At 45.3% G+C, this 22,340-nt stretch carries 37 protein-coding genes; 14 read left to right on the forward strand and 23 right to left on the reverse strand.

Annotated elements, in window-relative coordinates; all coding sequences use genetic code 11:
• Window positions 1–471, forward strand: a 471-nt coding sequence (locus QUB12_RS24130) for a tyrosine-type recombinase/integrase (RefSeq protein ID WP_333308683.1), incomplete at its 5' end; no start/stop codon positions are given.
• 41 nt (window positions 472–512) lie between these two features.
• The gene (locus QUB12_RS24135) at window positions 513–1,580 is read left to right on the forward strand and encodes a GIY-YIG nuclease family protein (protein ID WP_333308685.1); all 1,068 of its coding nucleotides are present in this window, start codon (window positions 513–515) and stop codon (window positions 1,578–1,580) included.
• 60 nt (window positions 1,581–1,640) lie between these two features.
• On the opposite strand, the gene QUB12_RS24140 is transcribed toward QUB12_RS24135, so the two are convergent.
• Window positions 1,641–2,486 (reverse strand): hypothetical protein, encoded by an 846-nt coding sequence (locus tag QUB12_RS24140; protein ID WP_333308687.1) that lies wholly within the window; start codon window positions 2,484–2,486, stop codon window positions 1,641–1,643.
• A gap of 330 nt (window positions 2,487–2,816) precedes the next feature.
• On the opposite strand from QUB12_RS24140, the gene QUB12_RS24145 reads away from it, so the two are divergent.
• The gene (locus tag QUB12_RS24145; protein ID WP_333308689.1) at window positions 2,817–3,371 is read left to right on the forward strand and encodes a DOPA 4,5-dioxygenase family protein; all 555 of its coding nucleotides are present in this window, start codon (window positions 2,817–2,819) and stop codon (window positions 3,369–3,371) included.
• Window positions 3,372–3,373: 2 nt separating this feature from the next.
• On the opposite strand, the gene QUB12_RS24150 is transcribed toward QUB12_RS24145, so the two are convergent.
• Window positions 3,374–3,715 carry a HepT-like ribonuclease domain-containing protein gene (locus QUB12_RS24150; RefSeq protein ID WP_333308691.1) on the reverse strand — a complete coding sequence of 114 codons (342 nt, stop codon included), beginning with the start codon at window positions 3,713–3,715 and terminating at the stop codon, window positions 3,374–3,376.
• The gene (locus QUB12_RS24155; RefSeq protein ID WP_333308693.1) at window positions 3,712–4,020 is read right to left on the reverse strand and encodes a nucleotidyltransferase domain-containing protein; all 309 of its coding nucleotides are present in this window, start codon (window positions 4,018–4,020) and stop codon (window positions 3,712–3,714) included. Before QUB12_RS24155 ends, QUB12_RS24150 begins: the two co-directional genes overlap by 4 nt.
• Window positions 4,021–4,189: 169 nt before the next feature.
• On the opposite strand from QUB12_RS24155, the gene QUB12_RS24160 reads away from it, so the two are divergent.
• The 3 genes from QUB12_RS24160 (at window position 4,190) to QUB12_RS24170 (ending at window position 5,784) form a co-directional block, all read left to right on the forward strand.
• Window positions 4,190–4,570, forward strand: a complete 381-nt coding sequence (locus QUB12_RS24160; RefSeq protein ID WP_333308695.1) for a GNAT family N-acetyltransferase — start codon at window positions 4,190–4,192, stop codon at window positions 4,568–4,570.
• Window positions 4,563–4,754, forward strand: coding sequence for a hypothetical protein (locus QUB12_RS24165; RefSeq protein ID WP_333308697.1), 192 nt, complete (start codon window positions 4,563–4,565; stop codon window positions 4,752–4,754). The genes QUB12_RS24160 and QUB12_RS24165 overlap by 8 nt, the downstream gene beginning before the upstream one ends.
• Before the next feature lie 898 nt (window positions 4,755–5,652).
• On the forward strand, window positions 5,653–5,784 hold the full coding sequence (locus QUB12_RS24170; RefSeq protein WP_333308698.1) for a hypothetical protein: 132 nt from the start codon (window positions 5,653–5,655) through the stop codon (window positions 5,782–5,784).
• A 49-nt stretch (window positions 5,785–5,833) separates the two neighbouring features.
• Here the strand turns inward: QUB12_RS24170 and QUB12_RS24175 are convergent, their stop codons facing one another.
• A complete protein-coding gene (locus tag QUB12_RS24175) occupies window positions 5,834–6,475 on the reverse strand; it encodes a hypothetical protein (protein WP_333308700.1) in 642 nt (213 codons plus the stop codon).
• Window positions 6,476–6,549: 74 nt separating this feature from the next.
• Here QUB12_RS24175 and QUB12_RS24180 point away from each other — a divergent pair, with 74 nt between their 5' ends.
• Window positions 6,550–6,900: a hypothetical protein gene (locus QUB12_RS24180; protein ID WP_333308702.1), complete on the forward strand. Its 351-nt coding sequence runs from the start codon at window positions 6,550–6,552 to the stop codon at window positions 6,898–6,900.
• A gap of 196 nt (window positions 6,901–7,096) precedes the next feature.
• Window positions 7,097–7,837 carry a PEP-CTERM sorting domain-containing protein gene (locus QUB12_RS24185; RefSeq protein ID WP_333308703.1) on the forward strand — a complete coding sequence of 247 codons (741 nt, stop codon included), beginning with the start codon at window positions 7,097–7,099 and terminating at the stop codon, window positions 7,835–7,837.
• A gap of 9 nt (window positions 7,838–7,846) precedes the next feature.
• Here the strand turns inward: QUB12_RS24185 and QUB12_RS24190 are convergent, their stop codons facing one another.
• Window positions 7,847–8,170, reverse strand: a complete 324-nt coding sequence (locus tag QUB12_RS24190) for a hypothetical protein (protein WP_333308704.1) — start codon at window positions 8,168–8,170, stop codon at window positions 7,847–7,849.
• Between the two features lie 297 nt (window positions 8,171–8,467).
• Between QUB12_RS24190 and QUB12_RS24195 the strand changes: the two genes are divergently transcribed.
• Window positions 8,468–8,740 carry a hypothetical protein gene (locus QUB12_RS24195; RefSeq protein ID WP_333308706.1) on the forward strand — a complete coding sequence of 91 codons (273 nt, stop codon included), beginning with the start codon at window positions 8,468–8,470 and terminating at the stop codon, window positions 8,738–8,740.
• Window positions 8,741–8,882: 142 nt separating this feature from the next.
• On the opposite strand, the gene QUB12_RS24200 is transcribed toward QUB12_RS24195, so the two are convergent.
• The 3 genes from QUB12_RS24200 to QUB12_RS24210 form a co-directional block, all read right to left on the reverse strand.
• Window positions 8,883–10,262 carry an amidase gene (locus QUB12_RS24200; protein ID WP_333308708.1) on the reverse strand — a complete coding sequence of 460 codons (1,380 nt, stop codon included), beginning with the start codon at window positions 10,260–10,262 and terminating at the stop codon, window positions 8,883–8,885.
• 37 nt (window positions 10,263–10,299) lie between these two features.
• Entirely contained in the window at window positions 10,300–11,673 is a 1,374-nt protein-coding gene (locus tag QUB12_RS24205) for a cystathionine beta-synthase (protein WP_333308710.1), read from the reverse strand.
• 63 nt (window positions 11,674–11,736) lie between these two features.
• Entirely contained in the window at window positions 11,737–13,017 is a 1,281-nt protein-coding gene (locus tag QUB12_RS24210) for an aminotransferase class I/II-fold pyridoxal phosphate-dependent enzyme (protein ID WP_333308711.1), read from the reverse strand.
• A 232-nt stretch (window positions 13,018–13,249) separates the two neighbouring features.
• Here QUB12_RS24210 and QUB12_RS24215 point away from each other — a divergent pair, with 232 nt between their 5' ends.
• Window positions 13,250–13,552 carry a hypothetical protein gene (locus tag QUB12_RS24215; protein ID WP_333308713.1) on the forward strand — a complete coding sequence of 101 codons (303 nt, stop codon included), beginning with the start codon at window positions 13,250–13,252 and terminating at the stop codon, window positions 13,550–13,552.
• Between the two features lie 20 nt (window positions 13,553–13,572).
• Here the strand turns inward: QUB12_RS24215 and QUB12_RS24220 are convergent, their stop codons facing one another.
• The 12 genes from QUB12_RS24220 to QUB12_RS24275 form a co-directional block, all read right to left on the reverse strand.
• Window positions 13,573–14,085, reverse strand: coding sequence for a hypothetical protein (locus QUB12_RS24220; RefSeq protein WP_333308715.1), 513 nt, complete (start codon window positions 14,083–14,085; stop codon window positions 13,573–13,575).
• A gap of 24 nt (window positions 14,086–14,109) precedes the next feature.
• Window positions 14,110–14,601: an HD domain-containing protein gene (locus QUB12_RS24225; RefSeq protein ID WP_333308716.1), complete on the reverse strand. Its 492-nt coding sequence runs from the start codon at window positions 14,599–14,601 to the stop codon at window positions 14,110–14,112.
• A gap of 39 nt (window positions 14,602–14,640) precedes the next feature.
• Window positions 14,641–15,018: a hypothetical protein gene (locus QUB12_RS24230; RefSeq protein ID WP_333308718.1), complete on the reverse strand. Its 378-nt coding sequence runs from the start codon at window positions 15,016–15,018 to the stop codon at window positions 14,641–14,643.
• Between the two features lie 68 nt (window positions 15,019–15,086).
• Window positions 15,087–15,599 carry a hypothetical protein gene (locus QUB12_RS24235; RefSeq protein ID WP_333308720.1) on the reverse strand — a complete coding sequence of 171 codons (513 nt, stop codon included), beginning with the start codon at window positions 15,597–15,599 and terminating at the stop codon, window positions 15,087–15,089.
• Window positions 15,583–15,810: a hypothetical protein gene (locus tag QUB12_RS24240; RefSeq protein ID WP_333308722.1), complete on the reverse strand. Its 228-nt coding sequence runs from the start codon at window positions 15,808–15,810 to the stop codon at window positions 15,583–15,585. The genes QUB12_RS24235 and QUB12_RS24240 overlap by 17 nt, the downstream gene beginning before the upstream one ends.
• Window positions 15,800–16,291: a hypothetical protein gene (locus QUB12_RS24245; protein ID WP_333308724.1), complete on the reverse strand. Its 492-nt coding sequence runs from the start codon at window positions 16,289–16,291 to the stop codon at window positions 15,800–15,802. Before QUB12_RS24245 ends, QUB12_RS24240 begins: the two co-directional genes overlap by 11 nt.
• Complete coding sequence (locus QUB12_RS24250; RefSeq protein WP_333308726.1) at window positions 16,246–16,584, reverse strand: hypothetical protein; 339 nt, start codon at window positions 16,582–16,584, stop codon at window positions 16,246–16,248. Before QUB12_RS24250 ends, QUB12_RS24245 begins: the two co-directional genes overlap by 46 nt.
• Before the next feature lie 49 nt (window positions 16,585–16,633).
• Window positions 16,634–16,900: a hypothetical protein gene (locus tag QUB12_RS24255; protein ID WP_333308728.1), complete on the reverse strand. Its 267-nt coding sequence runs from the start codon at window positions 16,898–16,900 to the stop codon at window positions 16,634–16,636.
• Between the two features lie 94 nt (window positions 16,901–16,994).
• On the reverse strand, window positions 16,995–17,468 hold the full coding sequence (locus QUB12_RS24260; protein WP_333308730.1) for a hypothetical protein: 474 nt from the start codon (window positions 17,466–17,468) through the stop codon (window positions 16,995–16,997).
• Window positions 17,469–17,470: 2 nt separating this feature from the next.
• The gene (locus QUB12_RS24265) at window positions 17,471–17,701 is read right to left on the reverse strand and encodes a hypothetical protein (protein WP_333308732.1); all 231 of its coding nucleotides are present in this window, start codon (window positions 17,699–17,701) and stop codon (window positions 17,471–17,473) included.
• Between the two features lie 61 nt (window positions 17,702–17,762).
• Window positions 17,763–18,059, reverse strand: coding sequence for a hypothetical protein (locus QUB12_RS24270; RefSeq protein WP_333308734.1), 297 nt, complete (start codon window positions 18,057–18,059; stop codon window positions 17,763–17,765).
• A gap of 185 nt (window positions 18,060–18,244) precedes the next feature.
• A complete protein-coding gene (locus tag QUB12_RS24275) occupies window positions 18,245–19,234 on the reverse strand; it encodes an HNH endonuclease (RefSeq protein ID WP_333308736.1) in 990 nt (329 codons plus the stop codon).
• Window positions 19,235–19,377: 143 nt separating this feature from the next.
• Here QUB12_RS24275 and QUB12_RS24280 point away from each other — a divergent pair, with 143 nt between their 5' ends.
• From QUB12_RS24280 to QUB12_RS24295, 4 genes are all read left to right on the forward strand, one after another.
• Window positions 19,378–19,641, forward strand: a complete 264-nt coding sequence (locus tag QUB12_RS24280; protein ID WP_333308737.1) for a hypothetical protein — start codon at window positions 19,378–19,380, stop codon at window positions 19,639–19,641.
• A 3-nt stretch (window positions 19,642–19,644) separates the two neighbouring features.
• A complete protein-coding gene (locus tag QUB12_RS24285) occupies window positions 19,645–19,854 on the forward strand; it encodes a hypothetical protein (protein WP_333308739.1) in 210 nt (69 codons plus the stop codon).
• 109 nt (window positions 19,855–19,963) lie between these two features.
• A complete protein-coding gene (locus QUB12_RS24290) occupies window positions 19,964–20,413 on the forward strand; it encodes a DUF5049 domain-containing protein (protein ID WP_333308741.1) in 450 nt (149 codons plus the stop codon).
• Entirely contained in the window at window positions 20,410–20,835 is a 426-nt protein-coding gene (locus QUB12_RS24295; protein WP_333308743.1) for an HNH endonuclease, read from the forward strand. Before QUB12_RS24290 ends, QUB12_RS24295 begins: the two co-directional genes overlap by 4 nt.
• Here QUB12_RS24295 and QUB12_RS24300 read toward each other — a convergent pair.
• The 3 genes from QUB12_RS24300 to QUB12_RS24310 all read right to left on the reverse strand — a co-directional run bounded on the left by QUB12_RS24300 (window position 20,798) and on the right by QUB12_RS24310 (window position 22,340).
• Window positions 20,798–21,655, reverse strand: coding sequence for a 3'-5' exonuclease (locus QUB12_RS24300; protein ID WP_333308745.1), 858 nt, complete (start codon window positions 21,653–21,655; stop codon window positions 20,798–20,800). The two genes, QUB12_RS24295 and QUB12_RS24300, sit on opposite strands and share 38 nt — an antisense overlap.
• A gap of 167 nt (window positions 21,656–21,822) precedes the next feature.
• Window positions 21,823–22,113: a hypothetical protein gene (locus QUB12_RS24305; protein ID WP_333308746.1), complete on the reverse strand. Its 291-nt coding sequence runs from the start codon at window positions 22,111–22,113 to the stop codon at window positions 21,823–21,825.
• 2 nt (window positions 22,114–22,115) lie between these two features.
• Window positions 22,116–22,340 (reverse strand): hypothetical protein, encoded by a 225-nt coding sequence (locus QUB12_RS24310; RefSeq protein WP_333308748.1) that lies wholly within the window; start codon window positions 22,338–22,340, stop codon window positions 22,116–22,118.

Genomic DNA, 22,340 nt, shown 5'->3' on the forward strand with positions numbered 1-22,340 from the left:
GGCACCCGCACTATCCCGATCATTCAAGAGTTGAGGCTGCTGTTAGAAACCTACAAACATCCCTCACACCCCTACCTATTCCCCAGCCGCCACCTCAATCACCGCTGGAAACACGCAAACCCGGAAGCCGCCTCTCACCTATTCCAAGAAGCCTGCGAAAAAGTTGGCATCATCGGCGCTTCCACCCACAGCCTCAGAAGGTCGGCACTCACTCAGATGAGCAACGCCGGGATTCCATTGCGGATTATTCAAGAAATCAGCGGCCACCGCAACTTAGAACAATTGCAGAAATACTTAGAAGTGCGGCCCGACCAAGTAAGGGGAGCCGTCTCTGCACTCTCTACCCTTTCCTACGTCAGGAAACTTCCATATCCTGATATAGCACCCCCAACGCCAGAAAATCCGTTACCCCCTCACCAACTGTCACAAGGCCTATCAGACTCGGAGCCTGAAGAAATTCCCGATTGGTGATGAGCAATTTTAGATTTTAGATTTTAGATTTTGGATTTTGGATGTGGGATGCAAGGATTCAAGTCACGCATCAAGAGCATCGAATGCCGATCGCTTTCTTTCCCAAGGCAGAAGCCCTCACCCCTGGATTTGTTAGAATCGTTGGTCATGTGGAGCGGGTGCATCTCCAAAACCTGCTTTTAGGAGAACTTTTGATAATGTGGCTAAAATTTGGCGTTGCTCTCAGTGGCGAACTGACGAGCATTGATGAGGTTGTGCGCGGAAAAACTAACCTCGCTTGCCTCTACTGCGGTGGCTCGCTCACAGCAAAAAAGGGTTCGGTGAAAGAACATCACTTCGCGCACACCGGGGAGACTTGCAAGCCCGTGTCGCAGCGGATTAAAACCAAAGCGTTTCCATCGCTGCCTCTCTACGACAACTTCAACATCCAGCTTAAGGGTGAGGAATTAGAACAGTTGAAAGTGCTGTGGAAAGAGTACGGGGCCCAAAAGCGATCGATTCCCAGAGACTTGGTAAACTTTCGATGGGAGTTGAAGGGATTGCTAGAGTCAGTTGGCGATCGCTCTTATCACTTTACCGACTTGGGTAAAATTCCAGTGGGTGCGCTTCCCCTGGTGTTGTTCAACCAAGTCCAAGAACCGCTGCTGCTATCAGAGTTAATGAAGTTAGAAGGTTCTGTAGAGATTGCTGAAGCTGCGGGTTTATCTTGTTTGGAAGAACGGCGGGCTGATTTGCTGATTTATCGAGCACAGCTTCGTCGGATTCTAATCAATTCGCTCTATTTCCTTGAGGTCAAAGCAGACGGTCAAACGTTCTACAAAATTGGAATTACTACTCGTCAGATTGAAGAGAGGATAGCTGAAGTGCAGCGGGATGTGAAAGGGCATTACTCGGATGTGACCGTCAATTTGCTGGGACTGTGGGAACATCGGGGGAATGTCGAGCTGTACTTCAAACACCGCTACAAAGCGTTTAATTACCGCATTGGCAAGCTGACGGAGTATTTTGTGTTTCCCAATGTCAAGCTTGTGCTGAACGATTTGTACGGGATGGAACCCAAAATGTTATCGGATGTTGAGTTGGATGCGATCGATCCGTGTTCGAGGTGAGTGCGCTCATCCTCCCTAAAAAACTCTGGTTTAAAGAGAGCGATTTGGAAGTAATAAAGTTTACATAAATTCTGTTTGGATAGAGGGACTTTCAATAAAGTTAATAAACTGCTTTCCTAATTCTGTAGTTTTGCTTGCTTGACTAGATGAACGATTATTTCTAAGGAGAATATCTATATCTTCTCGGTGCTTAAAGGTTTTCATTTTTATCTCTTTTCCGCTCTTTCTTTTGCCTCGATTATAGCTGCTGCCATAAGAAGCTAGAGGTATAGGACCCCCTAACCTTTGCAAATATATATCATCATCATCTTCTTCTGTAATGTAAACTTCTCTTAAACTTATCAATCCTCGATCTGCTAAGTCTTTCAAAACCTGATTGTAGACAGCCCTATTTTGTTCGAGCATAGGAAAATATGTGTGTAATTCCTCTGGTGCATACCTATCCATGTAGTGAAGGTGCTTGAGAGTAAAGATATGAAGTGCGGTAAAACCATCAATCCAGTTGAGAAACATCGCTAAAATATCATCCTCTAAGGCTCTGGGAATAGATGAATTAAGAACTACATTCCTCAAGGCTTCAAGTTTTTGCTCCTTATGAGTGCGACAAGCTATCTGAGATGCATGGAGAAAAGTTGTCACAAAAACGGGACTTTCAAAATCAACTGATTCGATCTTAGATTTTAGCTTCTCTAATTCTTGGACTAAAATTTCTAAAAATTTATAAGTCCTTTGCGTTGCTGGAGGAACAATATAGCTGTCGAAAAAGCCTACAGCTAATGACCCGACTGCTGGTACAGAGCTAACGACTGCTTTGAGAGCATTATAATTTTTGTCAGAATTATCGCTATCAAAAGCCGCTTTGAGTTTTTCTTCGAGCGAGTCTTGATTTTGGGGGCTGTTGCTCATAGTTACTTTTCGCAAAAGGATTTATAAAGCGTAGCGTTCGCTTTTGAGGGGTTGATTAGAATTTTCCGTATTGCTGAGAGTCGGTTTTCACTACCTAACTCCAGAACTTGTTGGCGATCGCAGCCAACACCCAATTCTGGGAGAACTGGAACCACCCAACACTCCTGTCACGCCCAAAATCCATCAGAGTGTGTAGGCTCCATCCGGGGCGGAGCCATTGCGGCCTTGCGGTAACGCACACAACCCCACCTCCTAAGTGACGTTCACCAAGTTAGCCTGAAGTTAACAGCCGTTTTATTATGATGCCGGCTCAATAACCCACTGAAAATAATGAAAGAAGACACCATCGAAATTGTTGGTTTTCACGCACATATTTACTTCGACGCCGATAGTCGTGATGCTGCGGAGCGTGTACGCGAAGGATTGGCTCAGTTTGAGGTGCAGCTAGGGCGCTGGCACGACAAACCCATTGGGCCCCATCCCCAAGCCATGTATCAAGTTGCGTTTTTACCGTCGCAGTTTGGCAAAGTCGTTCCTTGGTTGATGCTCCACCGCGAGGGGTTAGATATTCTCGTCCATCCCGAAACAGGAGATGATGTGGCAGACCATACTCTACATTCTTTGTGGCTGGGAGAGAAACTAGAGCTGAATGTCGAAGTTCTGCGACAAGCGAACAGGCAACGCGAGTTTCTGAGCGATCGCTCCCTAAAAAGTAGCAGTTCCTTCGTTAACTTGCTTTTGAGTTCAATTAACAGTAAAGGCGCTTGGACTGCATTAGACCACGGGGCGCTTTTACGGTCATCAGAAACTCTTAGGAAAAACGCTGCTGCCAAAAACTCTGGGGAAAAACGCTGCTGTCAGAAACGCTGCCAGAAACGCTGCTGAACTCACACCTCTGGTAACTCCTGTAAAATCTGTTGTACTGTTACCTTCAACGGAGGTAAATTATTTTGTACGATCGCCCAAACTAGGTTTAGCGAAACTCTGAAATATTCATGAACTACAAGATTTCTAAACGCTACAATTTGCGCCCAAGGCACGGACGAATATCGGCTAGTTAACTCGGACGATAACGCATTTGTTGCTTCTCCAATAATCTGCAGGTGATGAACAATCCAAATTTGGATTAATTCTTGATTATCAAATGCCTGCCTGCCTTGGCTTGCATATCGCTCAATTGCAGCTATTGCATCTAATATATCTTGCAGCCGTTCCGCTTCCCGCCTCAAAGTGGTACAGCCTCCTGCAAAACGCGCTCCCGAATGCGTTCTTTGAGCATATCGACTGTGGCGATATCAACCTTGCGATTGAGTAGTTGTTCTAAATCAAGCAATAACCCACCTGGAAACCAAGGCGTAATTTTTTCTAAATCGTAATCCACTAACAAATCAATATCGCTTTCTGGGGTCGCTTCGCCCCGTGCTACTGAACCGAATACGCGCACATTGTAGGCTCCGTGCTTTTGGGCAATTGCTAGAATTTGCGATCGCTCATCATGCAGTAATTCTTGAATGCCTAATCCTGTTTTGGTCATCAAACCCTCCTCAACGCCTTAATATGATGCCTCCCACACTGGGGTCATTGCTAGTTAATCAGCAAAAATAGCCTAAATCTGTAAGCATTCAAAGCCAAGCTATCAGACATTGTAGAGTATTGTAGTATGTTCAATAAAGCTTTCAGAGTTAACAGGAGTTCATGTGGGAATGCAAATTGAACCCTACGACCCTCACCACCTTGATGCTGTTGTTCGTCTTTCGCTTCGAGCATGGGCTCCGGTCTTTGATTCGATTCAGAAGGTGATGAATGCTGATGTGTACCAGGCATTCTATCCTAATCATTGGCGTGTGAGCCAACAAAAGGCTGTGGAGGATGTTTGTGCTGCGGAAGACACGAATGTATGGGTTGCGATCGATGCAGGTTCTACTGTGGGCTTTGTAGCCGTGAAACTACACGTTTGGGACAGCATGGGTGAAATCTACATGGTTGCTGTCGAGCCAGACTTTCAAGGTCAAGGGATTGGTAGCGCTTTGATAAAATTTGCTCCCTGTTGGATGAAAGATGCGGATGTCTGTGGCGATGGTTGAAACTGGAGGCGCTCCGGGTCATGAAAGAGCGCGTCGCACCTATGAAAAGGTGGGTTTCGAGCTATTTCCAGTCGCGAGATACTTCAAGAAGCTCGCTTGTGCAGATGTTAAGTCTCAAGGTTTACTTGGTTCTAGAAGGGCGATCGCACTCGTTCGAGTCATGTGTGGTTTCACGTTACCTTGATTCACCAGCAAGGACTTGACAGACTCAACCCAACTTACAGAGGATCTCGCACTGGGTCTATTTGGCTTTACAAAATATCAAAACCAAAGCTATTAAGTTGGAGAAAATACCCAATGAAATTATAGAAAAACTAGGGGGTTCTGTGACTAATAAACTTGACTGTTTAGGATTTTGTAAAAAGCTATTAATCGTAGATACTGTTTCTCGCTTACGTTGGGCATAGTTACTGGATATTGAGCCAAATCTTAATACTCCTTGCTCCGTTACTAAACTACAAACGATTATTTTAGAACGTGGTGATTGTTTGACTCTAGCTTCTTTAAGCTGACTTAGTTGAAATCGCTTAAAACTTTTTCCCCACAAGGTAGAGTGAGAAATTTCACAGGTATTGGAGGCTGTTCCAGTTCGACTACAAACAAGTGAATATACCTGAAATCCTTCCGAAATTAGAAAGATTCCCAGGAGCAGAAGTAGTGTAACACACATCCATTTTTTCCACGGCAAATTACCAATATACTTCATAAGTATTGTTGATAGTTTTTGTCTTCTCATATTTTCTATTTGTTAAGATTGCCTGTTGTTTTCTTTAGGTGTATCGTCAATATTAATTCTGTACGCTTGAGAGCTTAAGATATTTTACAACAAATAAAGTTATTTAATCTTAGACAGACTTGCCGATCGATGTTAAATATTATTAAATCAAGTCAGCACTGGACACAATACCCTGGCTCAATCTATCAAGGAACTACCCAGAACGCCGACACATTGAGTGGTGTTGCTCTCAAAAACTCCCGAAATTCCCAAATCGTCCGCCAATTTGAAGCGTCTGAATTGATTTTTGCACGTTCCAGGTACAGGATGCTAGGAAAGGCTGCAAACAATCAGAGGGGATTTTATTGTGAAATCTCGAAGACTGCAATCATGGTTCCGCGATCGCCACCAACACCTCAATTTTTGGCAAACTAAACCCAGACCAAAACCTCAAACCCTCGCCATGCCCAAACTCTCCGTTTTACGTCATGCTCCCTAACGGTCAAGGCCCTGAGTTTTCACTATTTTCTGGTAATTTCCCCTCGACTCTACCTCTCGGCTTTACCCCGAATTAACGCGAACGAATTGAAAAACTTGTCAGCTTCCTGAGACAGAACCGCCTCTGCTGTTGCGATTGCTATCAGCACGTAGAATCGTTTGTTTGCATAGTAGAGCCTGACTCTCTTGAACGAACCATCAGGAGCTTGGAATTCTATCTCCTTTCCTGAGTAGCCATCCAGTTGAACATCCCGCTCCCTTAGTAGTTTGCCTCTTCCAACTATTTCATCGCGGAAACGGTTAAAAAATTCAGGGCTGGGGTGTGCGTCAACCCGGCTGGGGTCGGATGGATTGGTCAGAACAACCTCGGTCAAGTTGTAATTAATTGTGAACGCGATGGGTGGAGATTTTTGAACGGCTATTAATACACGAATCACAATTTGGGGATTTGAGGAACTGCGCCGCATGAACTCCTGTGGTTTTCCAGGCATTAAGATGCTGAAGCCCCCCTCTGGTGAAGAGAATTGCTGCCATTGTCCATCAGTTGATTGAGTTTGAGCAGTTGTTGCCTGTACCAAGAAAAATGCTGGGATTGACCCGGAAGTCCCCAAAGCCCTGGCTTTGTGGAATGGAACTGTGGCAAAGAGAACAGTTGCAGTGAGAAAGCTGACCTGGCTAAAACGAGAGAGCATGAACGTTCTGAATAATTAAAATTAAAATAAATGCAAAGTAACGGAAACTTGGCATAAACCGCAACCCCCCCGTCATGCCCAAACTCCCTGAGTGCGATCGCTGTCTCCTCTTTGCCCGCAACCCATACCTCATCTGTGCCGTGCATCCCACAGGCCCTAACACCGACACTTGCCTTGACTTTCGAGAAAACCCCGATGCTGAACCCGAAGAATTGTGGGAACCCGAAGGCGCGACCTACTACAACGGCGAATTGATTTTGCAACCGAGGCAGCGGTGGACGCTAGAACAGCAGTTAGAGCTTTTGGACACGCACCCACTATTCACCGGTCGGTGTCCCCAGTGTGAACGCCCGTTCCCCCAGTATGAAACGACCCCGGTGCATTGGGATTGTTCGGAGTGCGGGTGGATGGATGATTCGGTTTGAGGCGATCGTTCTGTTTTGATAATGGCGATCGTTACCTGCTCTCTACAGCATTTATGCAGGTAACTTTATGGTTAAGATTTAATAATTAAAATACACAACTAGGGTTTTTTAAGTAAGCTAGCTGGTATTTAGGTCGTTTGATTACTGAATGGGCTTTCCACTCAACTTGTTTACTATAAAAGGAAATTTAGTTTTTATGAGCAATCTCTACCATAAAATAGCAATTGCCTCTGTTTGCACCGCTCTAGGTTTTGCATTAGGAGCTAACGAAGAAGCTTATTCAGCTACATTTAGCTTGCAACCTACTACCGCCTTTGCAGTCAGAGATTCTAACTCGGACGGACTGGGAGACCTGCTGATTTCTCTTGAAAATACTATCGGTATTCGGAAGGCAGCGCAGGTTGAAGACGCAGAGTTTGCCGAATTCAATCTCAGTTTTCCTTTTACCCCTAATACAGTTGTCAACAGTGCTGTTTTTTACACTCGTATTGCAACTTTTGAGGTATCTGAGGTGGGAATTGGTAACCCTGGTAGTCTTGGTATCTTCGGCTATGTAGGAAACGGCACAGCCGAAACATCAGATTTTGAGGCAGGAACATTCTTAAGCTCTGTAAATACTCCATTCGGTACCTACGATCTTGCCTTTGACGTAACTCAGTTTTTGAATCAACGAGTTAGAAACGCCGATGCTTTTGCTGGGTTTGGCATTCGTGCCTTGAACTTGGGTAACGTCGCCCTGGGGGGTTATCGTGGGACTCCTATCGCAACAAGACTGATAGTTGAAACCGACATCGTTGCCGAGCCTGTGCCTGAACCAACCACAATCTTTGGTTCAGCTCTAGCCTTGGGCTTGGGAGGATGGCTCAAACGAAAGAAATCAAGTCAGCAGCATAAAACAACGCCGATGCGGTTAATCTACGGTTTGACAAGAGTTTAAATAAAGTTATCAGTTACGGGCAACAGCTTGCTCGAAAACCCACTTGGAAGTGCAGCCGACTAATCCCCCAACAAACACCACAAACGCACATTGAGGGAATACAGTTAGCAAGACTAACTTGTGTGGCCACCACTGCCACGCACAGAAAAACATTGCAGTGTAAAGAGCGAGTTCGGTTATTTTGCCACTGTTTGCTTCACCGATCGTCCAACCCCGGTACATTCCCTGACAACAGGCGACTATCAGTTGAACGAACAGCACCAAGTTCAAAACGCTGATGATGGCGCTGTTGATGTTGCTGTTGATGTTCTGCAAAAAGGTGATGAAATCCATAGCGTTGATTTTTTAGGACAACTTCAGGATAGCAAGCTTAACAGAAGTTGTGTAGCCGCTGCTTGTCAAGTTTCCTCACCATCATCAGCCCAGGAGTCACAAACTAAAAAACCTAGGGGTCGCCGGGATTGTGTGCGATCGTCAAGCGAGTTTCTGCTGTGTATTTTGTGTACTCTCACTTGGCGATCGAGCGCTGAGGATCGTGCCACAGTTCAGCAATCACGACTGGCTAAGTTCGGTTATCCGCTGTATTCGTTGAAAAGCTAAAAAATGAGAATATTTTGTACAGGAGCAACCGTGAGCTTAATTAATCTCGTTATACCTTCGCCACCCGGTACTACTGCCGACATTGGCACAATCTTAAAACTGATTTGGGATAATCCCAACAGCATATTAAAAGTCGTGCACTTGTACCGCGAGCATCCTGAAAGTACCAGCACTTTTATTGCATTTTTTAGAAAACCAAACTCTATTTATCAAATTACAGCAGCTCTCAATGTGTGGGGTACGTTGTTTGGATACAGCGGGGAAGGAACTCGCGGTTTGGCGTGCAATTTGTTCTGCAATTGAAGGCTTGAAACTTCCTTTGGAGCAGCACGAGTGGCGGGAGTTTTCCCATATCAAAAAAGGGTTGATTCATCGGGATTGGTCTGATGGTTCTCGGTCATTGCGAATGCCACCAGATGCGCGACACCAATGACAAATCACATTTCTAATATCCAGGTGGGCGTTGAAAAAAACCAGTTACTTGAGTTAATTTTTCCGCAATCTCTAGCAGTTTTAGATCGCTTCCGCGCCGTCCCACCACTTGCACGCCGATGGGTAGTCCTTCTTGTGATTGTGTAAAGGGCAGCACTACGGCAGGGTTGCCAGTTAAATTAAAAATTGTTACGTAAGCACCTATTGTGGTCAAATAAGAGAACTCGCGACCATCCACCTCAATAGGTTCTCCTGGCTGACGGTGGGTGAAAGCAGGCACTGGCACCACTGGACACAGCCAAGCATCCCAATTAGATAAGAAACTTTCGAGATTGGCAATCAGAATATCGCGCTCAATGAGGGCGGTGACATATCGTTGTTGCTGTTGAATCTGTGTCAAGTCTGGGTGAGATAAACCCAATTCAAAATTATAAATATTGAGGTAAGTATCGCGTACCGCATTGCTATCAAAATTTGGCGGATCGTTGTGTTGCTCTACACAGCATCCTAGCTCGGTCAGGGATGATGCTAATTTTTCTAGAGCAGATGAGGTTTGAGCTGTGGCTGGAATCTCACCAAAACCTTCTGTCCAAGCGTAACGGCACGATTGTAGCGCGATTGCTGGGTTAACTTGTGTGGATATCGGTATAACTTCTGACTGGCGGGGGTCTGGATCTTGAATCAGTGACAGGCACAATCGCAAGTCTTCTACAGAGCGGGCAAGAGGCCCTATTGTTTGTAAGTGGTGGATAGTTTTAGGTGTTCCTGGTAATTCTGGAATATGCCCAAATGTTGATACGCGATTCTGGGTTGGTTTCAAGCCGAAAATGCCACAGAAGTGAGAGGGAACGCGGATTGACCCACCAATATCACTACCAAGTTCTAGAGGGGATAACCCCGCAGCGATCGCACTCGCTCCACCCCCAGTGCTGCCACCTGGTGTATATTCATGGTTCCAGGGGTTGTTTGTTCTACCAAACAGAGGACTGTTGGTCTGAAAGTTATCAGCTAGTTGTGGTGTATTCGTCTTGCCCAAAATAATGGCTCCAGCAGCGCGTAATCGAGCGACGACGGTAGCATCTTGCTTTGGGACATAATTAGCTAAGGGTTGATAACTGCTGGTTGTGCGTAATCCTTTGGTTTCGAGGGTGTCTTTGATAGTTACGGGAACTCCATGTAAAATCCCCCAATTTTCTCCTTGAGCTAATGCTCGATCTGCTGCTTTCGACTGCGCGATCGCATTTTCTGCATCCAGAGTCACAATTGCATTTAGCTCTGGGTTGTATTGAGCAATCTGACTCAAATAAGCTTCTATTACTTCTGTGGAAGAGACTTGGCGGTCGCGGATTGCTTTTGCTAATTGATGAGCAGATAAAAAAACTAAATCATTCATTCTACTTAACTATACTGTTAGGAAATCACACTATTTTTCATTCATAATTCAGAGGTTCCGTTGGGCTTGCCCAATATTTAATTAAATCCGTTCTAGTAATTAATCCAACCGGAATACTATTTTGTTCAACAATAATAGCATTAGTTGCTGATAGAAAAACTCTATAAGCTTCGGAAATATCGACTTTCTCATCTAAACTCGGTAAAGGTTTACTCATAACAGGCGCAACTTTTTGGTGAGCAAAATTAATCCCTTCATGCAGTAGTTTCATTAAAGCTGCTTCATTTAAACTGCCAATGATGTGATGGTTTTCAATAACTGGTACTTGTGAGATATTCAGTCTTTGCATAACTTCGATGACTTGACTCAATGTGTCCTGCGAACTCACAGAAACGAGTGATGGAAAATCTTGTTTCTGGGCAAGTATATCTTGCAGTTTTATTGTTTTTTTAGTTGGTTCTTCCCAAAAACCATTTTCCTGCATCCAGGAATCAGAATAGATTTTATTGATGTAGTTTCTTCCTGTATCTGGTAACAGCACTACAATCTGTTTTGGTTCTGATAATCTGGCTGCATATTTAAGGGCTGCTGCTACTGCTGTACCGCAAGAGCCTCCCACCAATAAACCTTCTTCTCGCGCTAGACGGCGAGCCATATTAAAAGACTCGCGATCGCTAACTCTGACCATTTCATCTATTACTTGGCGGTTAAACGTCTTCGGAATAAAATCTTCACCAATTCCCTCAACCTGGTAAAGTTTGGGGCTGTCACCAGAAAAGATTGAACCTTCTGGATCTGCGCCAACAATTACTATATTTTGATTTTGTTCTTTCAGATATTTGCCAACTCCAGAAATTGTGCCACCTGTTCCCATCGCCGCAACAAAAACATCAACTTTCCCATTACTATCTGACCAAATTTCTGGACCTGTCGTTAAATAATGGGCTAACGGATTATTAGGATTAGCAAATTGATCGGGTCTATAAGCTCCTGATATTTCTTTAGTAAGCCTTTCTGCTACACCGTTGAAACTTTCTGGAGAGTCAGGCCCAACTGATGTCGGTGTAATTACTACTTCGGCTCCATAAGCTTTAAGTAAGTTAATTTTATCCTGGCTCATTTTATCCGGCATCACAAATATGCAGCGATATTTTTTTATCGCAGCGATTAGCGCCAGACCAACTCCCGTATTTCCTGCTGTTGCCTCAATTATTGTCCCACCAGGTTGCAGTTTACCGGCTTTCTCTGCGGCTTCAATCATGGACAGAGCTATTCTATCTTTCGTACTACCCCCCGGATTTAGGTATTCTACTTTGCTATAAATTGTTGATTGAATTTCTTGACTAATACTATTAAGTTTAATCAGGGGAGTTCGGCCAACCGCTTCTAGAATATTATTGTAAGTCGCCATTAGAATGTTTCTAGTATTTTATAATGTTGTATTGCCGTTTGATGTTGAGAAAAAAACTTCAGACTAAACTCCACCCAATGCGTTGGCAGTAGCGTGTTCTATAGCTGCTTGAAATTTCGGCAGGGCACGGGAAATCATGTCTTGGTTGGCAGTCAGAGAAATTCGGAAATAACCCGGTATTTCCTGGAGTGTCCCAGGGAATACAAAAACATCGTGGCGAGCTAGCAATTCGGCAAAAGCACAATCGTCTGACCAAGGTGACTCTACTAACAAAAAGAATGTCCCTTCAGGTATTTGTAATTTGTAACCCATTTCTTGGAGTGCCTTCACCATCCAATCGCGTTTGCGTTGTAAATGCTCTATATCGATGGTGAGTGGCTCCAAGTCAACGAGGGCATATTGCATCAATGCACTGGGGAAGCACCAACCAAAGGGACTGCCTTGCAGTGTACGAATTATGCGCCGTATTGACTCACGTTCAGGCATTGTCGGTGGCAAGGCAATATAGCCGATGCGTTGACCAGGAGCCATCCAGACCTTACTGTAACCATAGATGAGGAAGGAAAAGGGGTAGAACTGGGTAGGACTCGGACAAGTTTGCCCGTCGAACACAATGCGGCTGAAGGTTTCATCGGAAATCAGGTAGATGGGTTTACCGTAGCGATTGGAGGCATTGGTGAGCCGATTTGCTAATTGTTGTAGGGTTGTTGCTGAAAAAATCTTGCCTGTGGGGTTGTGGGGTGAATTGATAACGATCGCTCTGGTACGTTCAGTTATGGCAGCCGCGATCGCATCTAGATCCAAATCAAAAGTAGTTGGATTGACGGAAACGCCCACGGGAACTGCACCAGCAACATGAATCATCCGCCTGTAGTTTAGCCAAGGTGGGGTGATGATAATCACCTCGTCTCCTATTTCGGTCAGCATCTGAAGACAAATATTCAGACTAATCAGACTACCGTTAGTCAGGAAAATATCTTCAGGTGCGATCGCGAGTCCGCGTTGCATCTTCAGACCTTCTGACACAGCGACTCGTGCTTGTGGAAGGTTGTCTTTGTAACCGAACCAACTCTCATTTTGCGGAATGCTCCAGCGTTGAAGGGCTTCTACAAAGCCTGGTGGGGGCAGTTCGTGAGCGTCACCCTCAGTAAAATCAATGCTCCCCGGTTCATGCTTGCGATTCATGTAGTTTGCCTTGGCAAGGAGTTCACTGGGGGTCGGGGCAAGAATCGCTTTGAGCAGTCGGGACGAGATTGTATGAGTTTTTATATCGGAATTCTCTTTAGTATCGGCTTCTTGTGCCTCCTGTGGCATTTTACTTGGTGGTTGTATTGGATCTGCCATGATATAAGGTAAGTTGACCTACTTATGTTAATCATAATCGCTGTTAGGACTTACGCACTGAGTGCCAAATTGCATCATTTTGAGCGATCGCATTAGCGCAGTGGCTCCGCAGGATTTAAAACCGACATCCACGCCCACAGGAGCTATCCCCCATTCGAGCTGCAACTGCTGTGGAACCATCAAAGAAGAGTTGAAAATGATTGATAATCAACAGTTGTCACTAATTGATTAAATGACTGATTCGCCCATCGAACCGCTGGATTTACTAGATACGGACTACGCCGATATCCTAGCCCACAGCAGCCATCCCGCGTTTGAAATGCAACTGGTGAGGTCGGGGATTGACCCGGCAAAAGCGCGCACCGCCACCAACTTCATCGCCCTAATGCGCCAAAAACCCGACACTCCCGAAGGATGGGCAGCTTTGACCGAGGCTTGGGAAGAGGCTTGCGGCTTCGAGCCCGAACTCGAACACTTGCAACTGCTCGTACAATTGCTGTGGAACCATCAAAGGAACGGTACAAGCGATAGATAACTCGCAGCGTTTAGTTTAGTTCACCGCAATAAGTTAGCAAAAGCATCAATGGGCAATCCATCTTTGAGCAGCGAGAATTTCTCTATGTAATTGCCATCAAATATGCTGAGGTTATCCATGCGAGTGCGGGCTGCTAAAACAGACTCTACCCATGTTGTAGAGAGCGGAACTCCAAAATAGCAACCTACAGAATCCCAAGTCGGGTCGATGGCATATCCATCGGGTGTGAGCAACCAAGCATGGCTAATTGGAAATCCAACATCGGCATGAATGGCGTATCCTTCAACGTAGGTGAGGCTGTCCGAAGCAAACGCTAACTGCTGGCAATTCCAATAACCAAACTTCGGTGCGCCACATTCGATCGTTTCGGGTAGCGCCTGGGGTTCCATAATGAAGCCGCAGTCTAAGACTAATTCTTCATAGCGTTGATACATCCAATTAGCTCTGGCGGGCACTGGTTCCATTGCTGCAACTACACTTTCTAAGTAGCGCTTTATCTGCTCTCCTGAGATAGTTTGAGTTAGATTAGTCACGGTAAAATTCCTGTTCTATTGAGTTTACTTATTCGAGCTTTCCAATCGATTCCACAAGGGAAATAGCTCGACATACTGGGGATTGTACAGTAGTTCTTTGAATAAGGGGAACTCTTGGAGATACATCTTGTAGAGTTTGGGATTGCTTTGGAGGCTAGCTTCGGTGTTAGCGATTCTATCAGCCAATTTAACAATCAAAGCTTTTTTGTTGGACTGGATTTTTAAGGCAGTCTTGCGAAAGCGATCGACTCTATTTCCCCCCGGCTCAGTGGTTACAGCCCACACAATATCGGTCGTTTCTTTCCCGAATTCGGACACCAGCATCTCATAAGTTGTTGGCGTATCTTCTAGCGTATCGTGGAGCCATCCTGCTGCTGCAATAGCTTCATCGCCTGCATAACCAAATTCGCTCAGCAATTGAGATACTTGAGCTAGATGGTAGGAGTAGGGACGATCGCCGTATTTTTGAGTGCCGTGTTGGGCAATTGCAAATTCTTTAGCTTTTGCGACATTCATTGAATCCACCCCCTTCAACCATCTTTTATACTGCGTCTGCTACTGTTTAACTGAGCGCTTAGTTTGCTTCCTTTCTTCTAACCGCCAATCTTTGTTTAAGTACCCCAAATCGCCTCGTTGCATCCTATCTAAAACTTCATCTTCCCAATTGCTAGGAAAATACTGCTTGATTAGTTCGACGTGTTCAATCTCCAGTTTTGTCAGCCACCACTGCCGACCCGCGAATCTCATAGGGGATGTGAGCTGTTTGTTTACCTCAAGGTACTGCTGTAATTCAGCAATCTCATTCTCATTCAACCCGTAGGCTTCTGCTTCTTTCTGCCACTCCGTCCAACTCATGTGCGTGCCAGAAGGAAAACTGGATAAAAAATCGTGAGTTAGCTCGTCCAGCTCCATAGTGTTGATGTAATTAGTCATTGCTTCATTTCCTCTTTGATGAATGGATAATTTAACTTAATTGGCAACGGTCTTTAAGTAATGGAACGTTAAGCAAGAGCCTCTGCCGGAAATCCTTGTTTAAAAATCGAAAAATCTTCGAGATGATTCCCCTGCAAAATGCTCAGTTCATCAGACCGTCCCTTCTGCTTTCGAGAATTCCAAACTGATTTTACCCACGATGTCGCCAAGGGAATCCCCAAATAACAGCAGCCGGGAGTTTCCCAAGTGGGGTCGATGACGTATCCATTGGCATCGAGCAACCAAGCATGGTGCAGCGGGATAGACACGCCGGCAGCCATTGCGTAGCCTTCGACGTAAGTAAGGCTGCGGTTTTTTAAGACTAAGCGCTGGCAATTGGCGTAGCAGAAGCTCGGCTGACCTTGTTTGATGTTTTTAGGTAGCGGTTTGGGTTCCATCACCCTTCCGCACTCTAAGACCAATTCCTCAAAACCCCGGTACTTCCAATCTGTTCTGCCTGGTACTTTTTTCATGACAGCAACTAAATCTTGCAAGTATCCTTTGAATTGCTCTAATTCAGTAGTTTCAGTTGGATTGTTCATCGGTTTGTTGGGTGTGTGAGTTGGTTGTGTTGGAAGAAATGGCCATAAACAATTGATATTTACCAATCAAATTGTTAACTTTGGAAGCATCCACATTCGTGTGCGAACCTATTACCTTGCCTTCTTTGACCCGACGCGCAATTATCTGCAACGATTCCTCTAATTGTTCGATTTCTGACAGTAATGTTGCCTTAATTGTTTCAAAGTCCACAATCTCCTCCTGATTGTTGTTCCAGATTCATCAACTTTCCCAGCTTGCGGTTGAGCAAATCGGCATCACTTTCATCCTCACATCGCTCCCGTTCTAACCATTCTAAAATCTCTGGTTTAGGGCGAAAGGAGAACACGGGGCGCTTGCTATCGTACTTAGCTTTGGCTTCTTTGATAACGCTTGGATTGTTGGTATGCCATTGTTGCTGCGGGGAGATTTCCACAACTTCGATCTCAGTCCAGCGGCGTTGGATTTTTTCACCCTGCCGCCCCACCAAAACATGAGATGCGAGATACTTTTTAGCACCCCGTTCCGTTTTCCAAGTTTTCGCTCCTTCCAAAGTAGCCGAATCAATGGCGTTGTACTCAGGGTTTCCCTGCGTTTCTCTGGCATAGCGCACTTGAGTATCCTTTTTGAACCTGATGGCGTACAAACTCAAATTGTGACCTCCTGCAACCGCTGCTGCTGATAGCGCTCCCACGCCCGCACCGCCAATTCTTCAAAATGAGTGTCAGGGTATTCGGGTGAGAAAGCCTCGGAACTGTGGTTGCGGTAAGCCTCTTCTGCTGCTTTTTCTACTTGGATGCGAGCTATCAGAAACTGGGATTCGTGTAGGAGTGAACCTATTTCCGCTTCTGCGATTACTATGTAACTGTTGGGATATTGAGCAACGGCATTGTCAGCACCCCTGCGCGTTTTCCAGCGCCTAGCACTAGAGAGAGTATGGGCGTAGTAAAACTGGTCGGGTTGTCTGATGGATTGAGCTACGAACATTTAGATAGCGCCTACTTAAAGCTTGATTGTGTTACGAGTAAATAACCGACTAGCGGACTCGATACTCGGTTTCTAGGTACTGGATTATTAGCTTCCACTTGTCTTCGCAGAGTTTCCGAAATAATGGAAACTGGTCTTCGGTTATTTTATAACCAATCTGCCAAGCACAAAATATGTAACCTCCTTCTCTAAGAAATCTCCCCCCTTTTTCTCCAAAGCGCGAGTACATTTCTTGTATTGCTAACCCTGCGACTAACTCTAGTTCGTCATCTGTTGGCACGGGCAGTTCTTTGGAGGTATCCCAAGTTACTGTCATTTTCATTAATTTTTTTCCTCATTTTGGTTGCAAGGATTCTACCTGCAAGGCATCTAAACCTTGAGTCAATGGCTGAATTAATGAACGCATTTAGTTATGAAACACCCTCCGTTGTAATAAGTTTTAAAATTTCCACCTTTAAACCGAATTCTGAATGGATAGTTTTCAAGCAATTCTCTGCCAGTCTTTTGTATGGTTGCCTTCTTGCCTGCACGAAAAAGTAAACGCTGAGAATGTCTGCCTCATCTAAAGTTCGCATGAGAGCGATCGCCTCGCTGCTGTAGGCTCTGGGATACACCACAAACCGAGAACCCACCTCATCCCAAATGCACTTGACTTTAGTTGCGCCGAGAACATCTTGGAGGTCGCCAACTATCACAGATGGGCCCGACCAATAGAACCGACCGTCATAATGGGTGACTGGCAACTGAGCTGCTGCCATGTCCAAGCAAAATTGGCGGTGTTCCGGTTCTGAGTATCTATTGGTTGTTCCCATAACCGCGCTTCCTAGGGGTGGCCCAGGGCTGCAACCACCGAGTACGGCATCGTATTGATTGGGTTGATTCATGTTTAGCCTTCCTCCTGATTTAGTACCTGCGGCATCTGATACCTTGCATTAACTTCTAAATCTGCGAATTCAATCCCTTGTTCTTCGAGATAATTGTCTGTTTCACCCAAGCAGGCTGCCGCCATCTTTCGATACACTTTCATTCTCGGATTGCCTCCATGAATATCTTCAATCTCCCATCCCTCTGTTTGGGCTAGTATAAGCGCCAATCTTTCGAGTAATTCATGATACATAATGCTAGGCTCCGGGTTATTGGTTTAGGTGATGAATAGATTGCCGTTGCACAAAGGTGCGTCAATGAATATCCTGAAGATATTTTTCGTTTAATTGTTGGAGCAATTGTGGCGCTCTCCAGGATACAAGATTGATGAGAGCTTCTAACCGATCGTGCCAATACTTGCGGAGCGCATCAATTTCGGAATTAGCTAAGTTTTGCTGTTGTTCGGTTAAGCCTGCCGTCGCCCATTCAATCGCTTGCTGGGCTTTTTGGAGCTGGGCTATACAAAGCGCGTACTCCGATTCAATTTCAGCCTCAAATTCTTCAACAAGGACTTGCTGCCGCCCGGTCATGTATTCTTTGCCTTTGAGCATACTCGCCCTCCTGCGATCGCCTTGGAGTTCACCTGCCAGTTAATATAGTTCGTTTACGAACAAGTGTCAAGTCTTTGTATGTCAGATGTAAGCGATTTTCTCTTCCGTCAACTGCTTTCACATTACCTCCGACAAGGATGCCTTTATCCACTCACTGCGACCCTCTCTCCTCGAATGCTAACCGTTCAAACTTGTCGCTCGAAAAAACTTTGGCGATGCCATTGCAAAGCATCAGGCCTGGGACGATACTGTTCTCGCACCGGTAGCAGGATGCGATCGCCGTTAAAATCTTTGATGGGACGAGCGTGCGGAGAATCTTCTCTCAAAGTATCGGAAACTACGATAGTGCAGTCGTCGTTGAGGGTAAACCAGAATCGGTCAAAAGCCCAGTGATGGTTTTTACACAAGCTCAGTCCGTTATTGATGCGATCGTCGTAAAACTTACCGAACGGCTTGATGTGCGCTCCATCTACGACATTCTCCAAATTATTGAACACCTGCAACCCGCAAAACGCGCAGCGGTGTTCGTAGATCGAAATGATGGTTCTCCGAAATGCAGCATCTCTAACAATTGATTCTTGTTCGCCAACGCCTGCAATCTCGTCTGGCTGATAAACGCGCCCGCCAGTCGAAAATAATTGATTTTGCAAGTCACCGAAAGCATTGAATTGCAGCGAACACTCGATTTGTGCGGTTTTGTCAGAGAACCAAGCATCGATCAGGGTCAGCAACAACTGATTCCTGGTTTCGGGATGTTGCAGGAGCTTCCATAATTCAGCATCTAAGTAAGCATAATCTACTGTTTGCCGTATCGCGCTAAGACTCCTCACTTTTACTTTGTTTTGGCTCGATTCGACAAACTCATAACCCGGTTTTGCCTTAAAGTGCCAAAATCCATCGTATTTTAAGTGAAAAAATGGCAAACCAATATCGGCTTTCCTGTTAATCTCCAAGTCGCTCCATAGCTTCAGAAATGCTGCAATTAACTCAGGCAACAGATAAATTTGATTGTGCTGGATATCACCGCGATGGATTAGTTCGATTACCGCCAACAGCAAAACTGGTTTATTGGGAGCTACCCCCGCAGACCGACTCACATTTAAGCCCGTTGGGTTTGTTACTTTTGAGAGAGGAGAGAACTTACGACAGTAGTAATCAATTGTCTTGCCATTCATGCTATTTATTAAGTATAATATTTTTCCTTAATTTGCATTATCATACAAACTGGCAGCCTGCTGAATGAACATCCTCCCACTTTTTCCCCCGCGTTCTCATCAACTACGGCATCGCTCATCCCATTGACGGCATCTGGAATCTCGTGCTAGCTTGCGTTAGCTGCAATCGCGGGGTGGGTGGTAAGTTCGACCAACTCCCCCAATTTAGGTTTCTAGAAAGGCTCAACGCCCGCAATGAGTTTTTGATTGGCAGCCACCACCCGTTACGCGAAACGCTGATACAGCAGACGGGTAATTCAGAACCCAAGCGCCGCTCTTTTTTGATGGGCAACTACAATGCAGCAAAAACGGGTAGGCTAATTAATAGTAACTGGCAACCTGCTTTTGAGTATCCCCCAGCTTTTTAATTGATGGTTCAACCAATGGCTGAGAAATTTCAACGGATTAAGCTTTACTTCAACGTAGAAAAGATTTGTTTGGGCGGTGTAGATGATGATTGGTGGCTCAAAGATTTTGACGGCGATTATTGGGGTTCTGATTACTTTTGGCTGCCAATAGGTTATAACCCAATTGGACAACATGGAGATGAACTTTTACAATTTCTCAAACCTCGTGCTTAGCTAATTCGATGAAAGAATACCGATGCACCCTACTCCCGTGCGACAGTAGTTTTCAAGTTGCTCAAGTCGATCGACTACAAATTCTCCTAATTCACCACACAAATTGTTTATGAACGCTCAAAGTCACTCCATATTAAAATCGCATCCCATCTCCGGTGATGGCTCTCAAGCCCCTGGTTACATTACTCTCAGAGAATGGCGCAAGGATGAAGAATGGGTAACGCACTTTTTCAATGCCCAGGATGGTGGATTTTATTACGGTCGCTACTTCACCGATTTAGCTGAAGCCGAGGCTAACTTCGAGCTGCGGGTCAAGGAATATCTCGGTTTGTTGGGTAAGTTGCCTACTTCACTGGAATCAGAAGAACCTATCAAAGTGCCAGAACACATTCTCCAAGGCATTAATGCAGTTCGAGAGGCAAACACAACCAATATGTTCAACGCAGGTATGGTGCGACTTCAAGCCGTAGCTTTGGGATATCTCGAAACCGCTCAATGGATTGAAGCAAACTTGGAAATTTATTGCAGCGGTGTTTTTCGGGGATTCGCAGCTCAGTGAACTGGATAGAGCCGGTGACAGGAAAAGCGATCGCCCTATTTGCAGAGAAACAAGCTATGCCTAAACCAAAGAGGTATCCCGACAATTGGCAATCCATCGCATTCTCGGTGAAAGAAAGTGCGGGGTGGCGTTGTGCTAAGTGCCATCAACAATGCCTGCGACCCGGTAAACTCCGATCTGGCAAACAAAGTGGCTTAACCAAATCTGAACGATGCGCTTTGACTTTGGCGGTGCACCATCGCAATCGGATACCAGAGGACAACCGCCCAGAGAACTTAATCGCCCTGTGTACCGCGTGTCATCTTTCGTATCATAATCGGGGTCAGTCTAACGTATCGCCAGGGCAGTTGTCGCTGTTCCCTGATGATGCGGTGGATTGGGATATCATGAGTTTTTCTGAAGAATGGGGACGGGGCGATTGATCTGATCCGAATCCGCCGCCATCTTCTTAATTAATTGGAGGGCTGCTATGCAATCTCCTAACGCTCGGTGTCCTCCACCAGGCAGGGGGAAATACTTATAATCTTCGTAATAGTAGCTCCAATATCCCCTCCACTGTGCCGCCCATTCCATCAGGCAATCAGAGCGCTTTGCCAACTTCAAAATGGGCAAACTGTGAAGCCGACAACAGTAATTTAAAATCTTGATATCAAAAGCAGAATTGTAGATTAATACTCGTTTATCTTTCAGAGCTGCATCAATACGGGGATAGACTTCAGGGAAAGTCGGAGCATCGGCTACCATTGCATCGCTAATGCCGTGAATTTCCGTTGCTTCTGCGGGAATTGAAATTGAGGGTTTGATGAAGGTATCCAGCAACATTTCACCGAGACGATCGATAATTGCTATTTCCACAATCTCAGCATCGTACAATCCCGTAGTTTCAGTATCCAGAATCACCAAATCGTTCTGGCTTAATTGTTCTCTTGCCCAAAGAACAGCACTCACTCTATCTTTTTCTATGAAACCTACTTCTCGATACCATTCCCGGTAATCCCGCTTGATTTTAGCTTTGAGACGGTTGGCAGCCAGGGTTTCCAATTGTTTGGGAGATGGCTTTCTCTTGGGTCGGCAGCATTCAGGATTGCTGGGGTCGTAGAGGAACACGTCGTATTTTTGAGTTTCGATAACTCCAAGTGGTTTCAGAGGTGATAAACCCAATTCACCCAACTGCTTTTTAGTTTTGAGATGTTCTGGTGGCTCGTTGGGATTGCCCCACCAACTGTACTTGGTTAGCTCCATATTGGCTGCTCGATTGATTCTTGTGTGTTGCAAGCTTAAACTGTAAGATTAGCTGTTGAGAATCAGCTACAATGGGTAGTATCAGAAAACTAGAAAACCCCCAGTTCCCTGGGAGATGAGTCATCCGCTGCACAACTAAATGACACATTAATTATCTCGATTGGCTGTCACTGTCTAGTAATCGAAACTACTAATCCCGCAGCGCATCCACCCACTGCAATGGCTGCTAAGTTTGGTTTAATGATGCTTCCAAAAGCACATCCAATGATTAACGCTGCAACAAGAGTTAGGGGAGCTTGTCTTTGCCGACTTTCCATTCTAGCTATGCGTTCGTCAAGGGACTGAAAGAGTATCGCTGCTTCTTCTTCATTGTGCCAATTGGTTTGGCTTTGTTTCCTGAGAACCGCTTCTCTGGCTGCACCGTAGAGGGGTTTTCCATTCTTGCCTGTAATCTTCATTATTAATCCTCATTAGTTAACTTTTTAGCTGGACTATTCTCGGTTTGTTGTAAAGCTATTTGTGCCAAATCTGCACATCTCCACCGCCTTTTCACCTTCTCGGCTTCAGGTGTCCGTAGCAGCGTTCCATCGCTCCAATTAGCAGGGTCTGCGTAGGCTGAACCGGCTAGGCGATAGGTTTCGATAAGCTGGTCTTTGCGGTCTGGTTTTTGCCCAGGGAATTCCAT

Origin of the sequence: Microcoleus sp. B7-D4 (assembly GCF_036705125.1) — a bacterium.
GTDB lineage: Bacteria > Cyanobacteriota > Cyanobacteriia > Cyanobacteriales > Microcoleaceae > Microcoleus.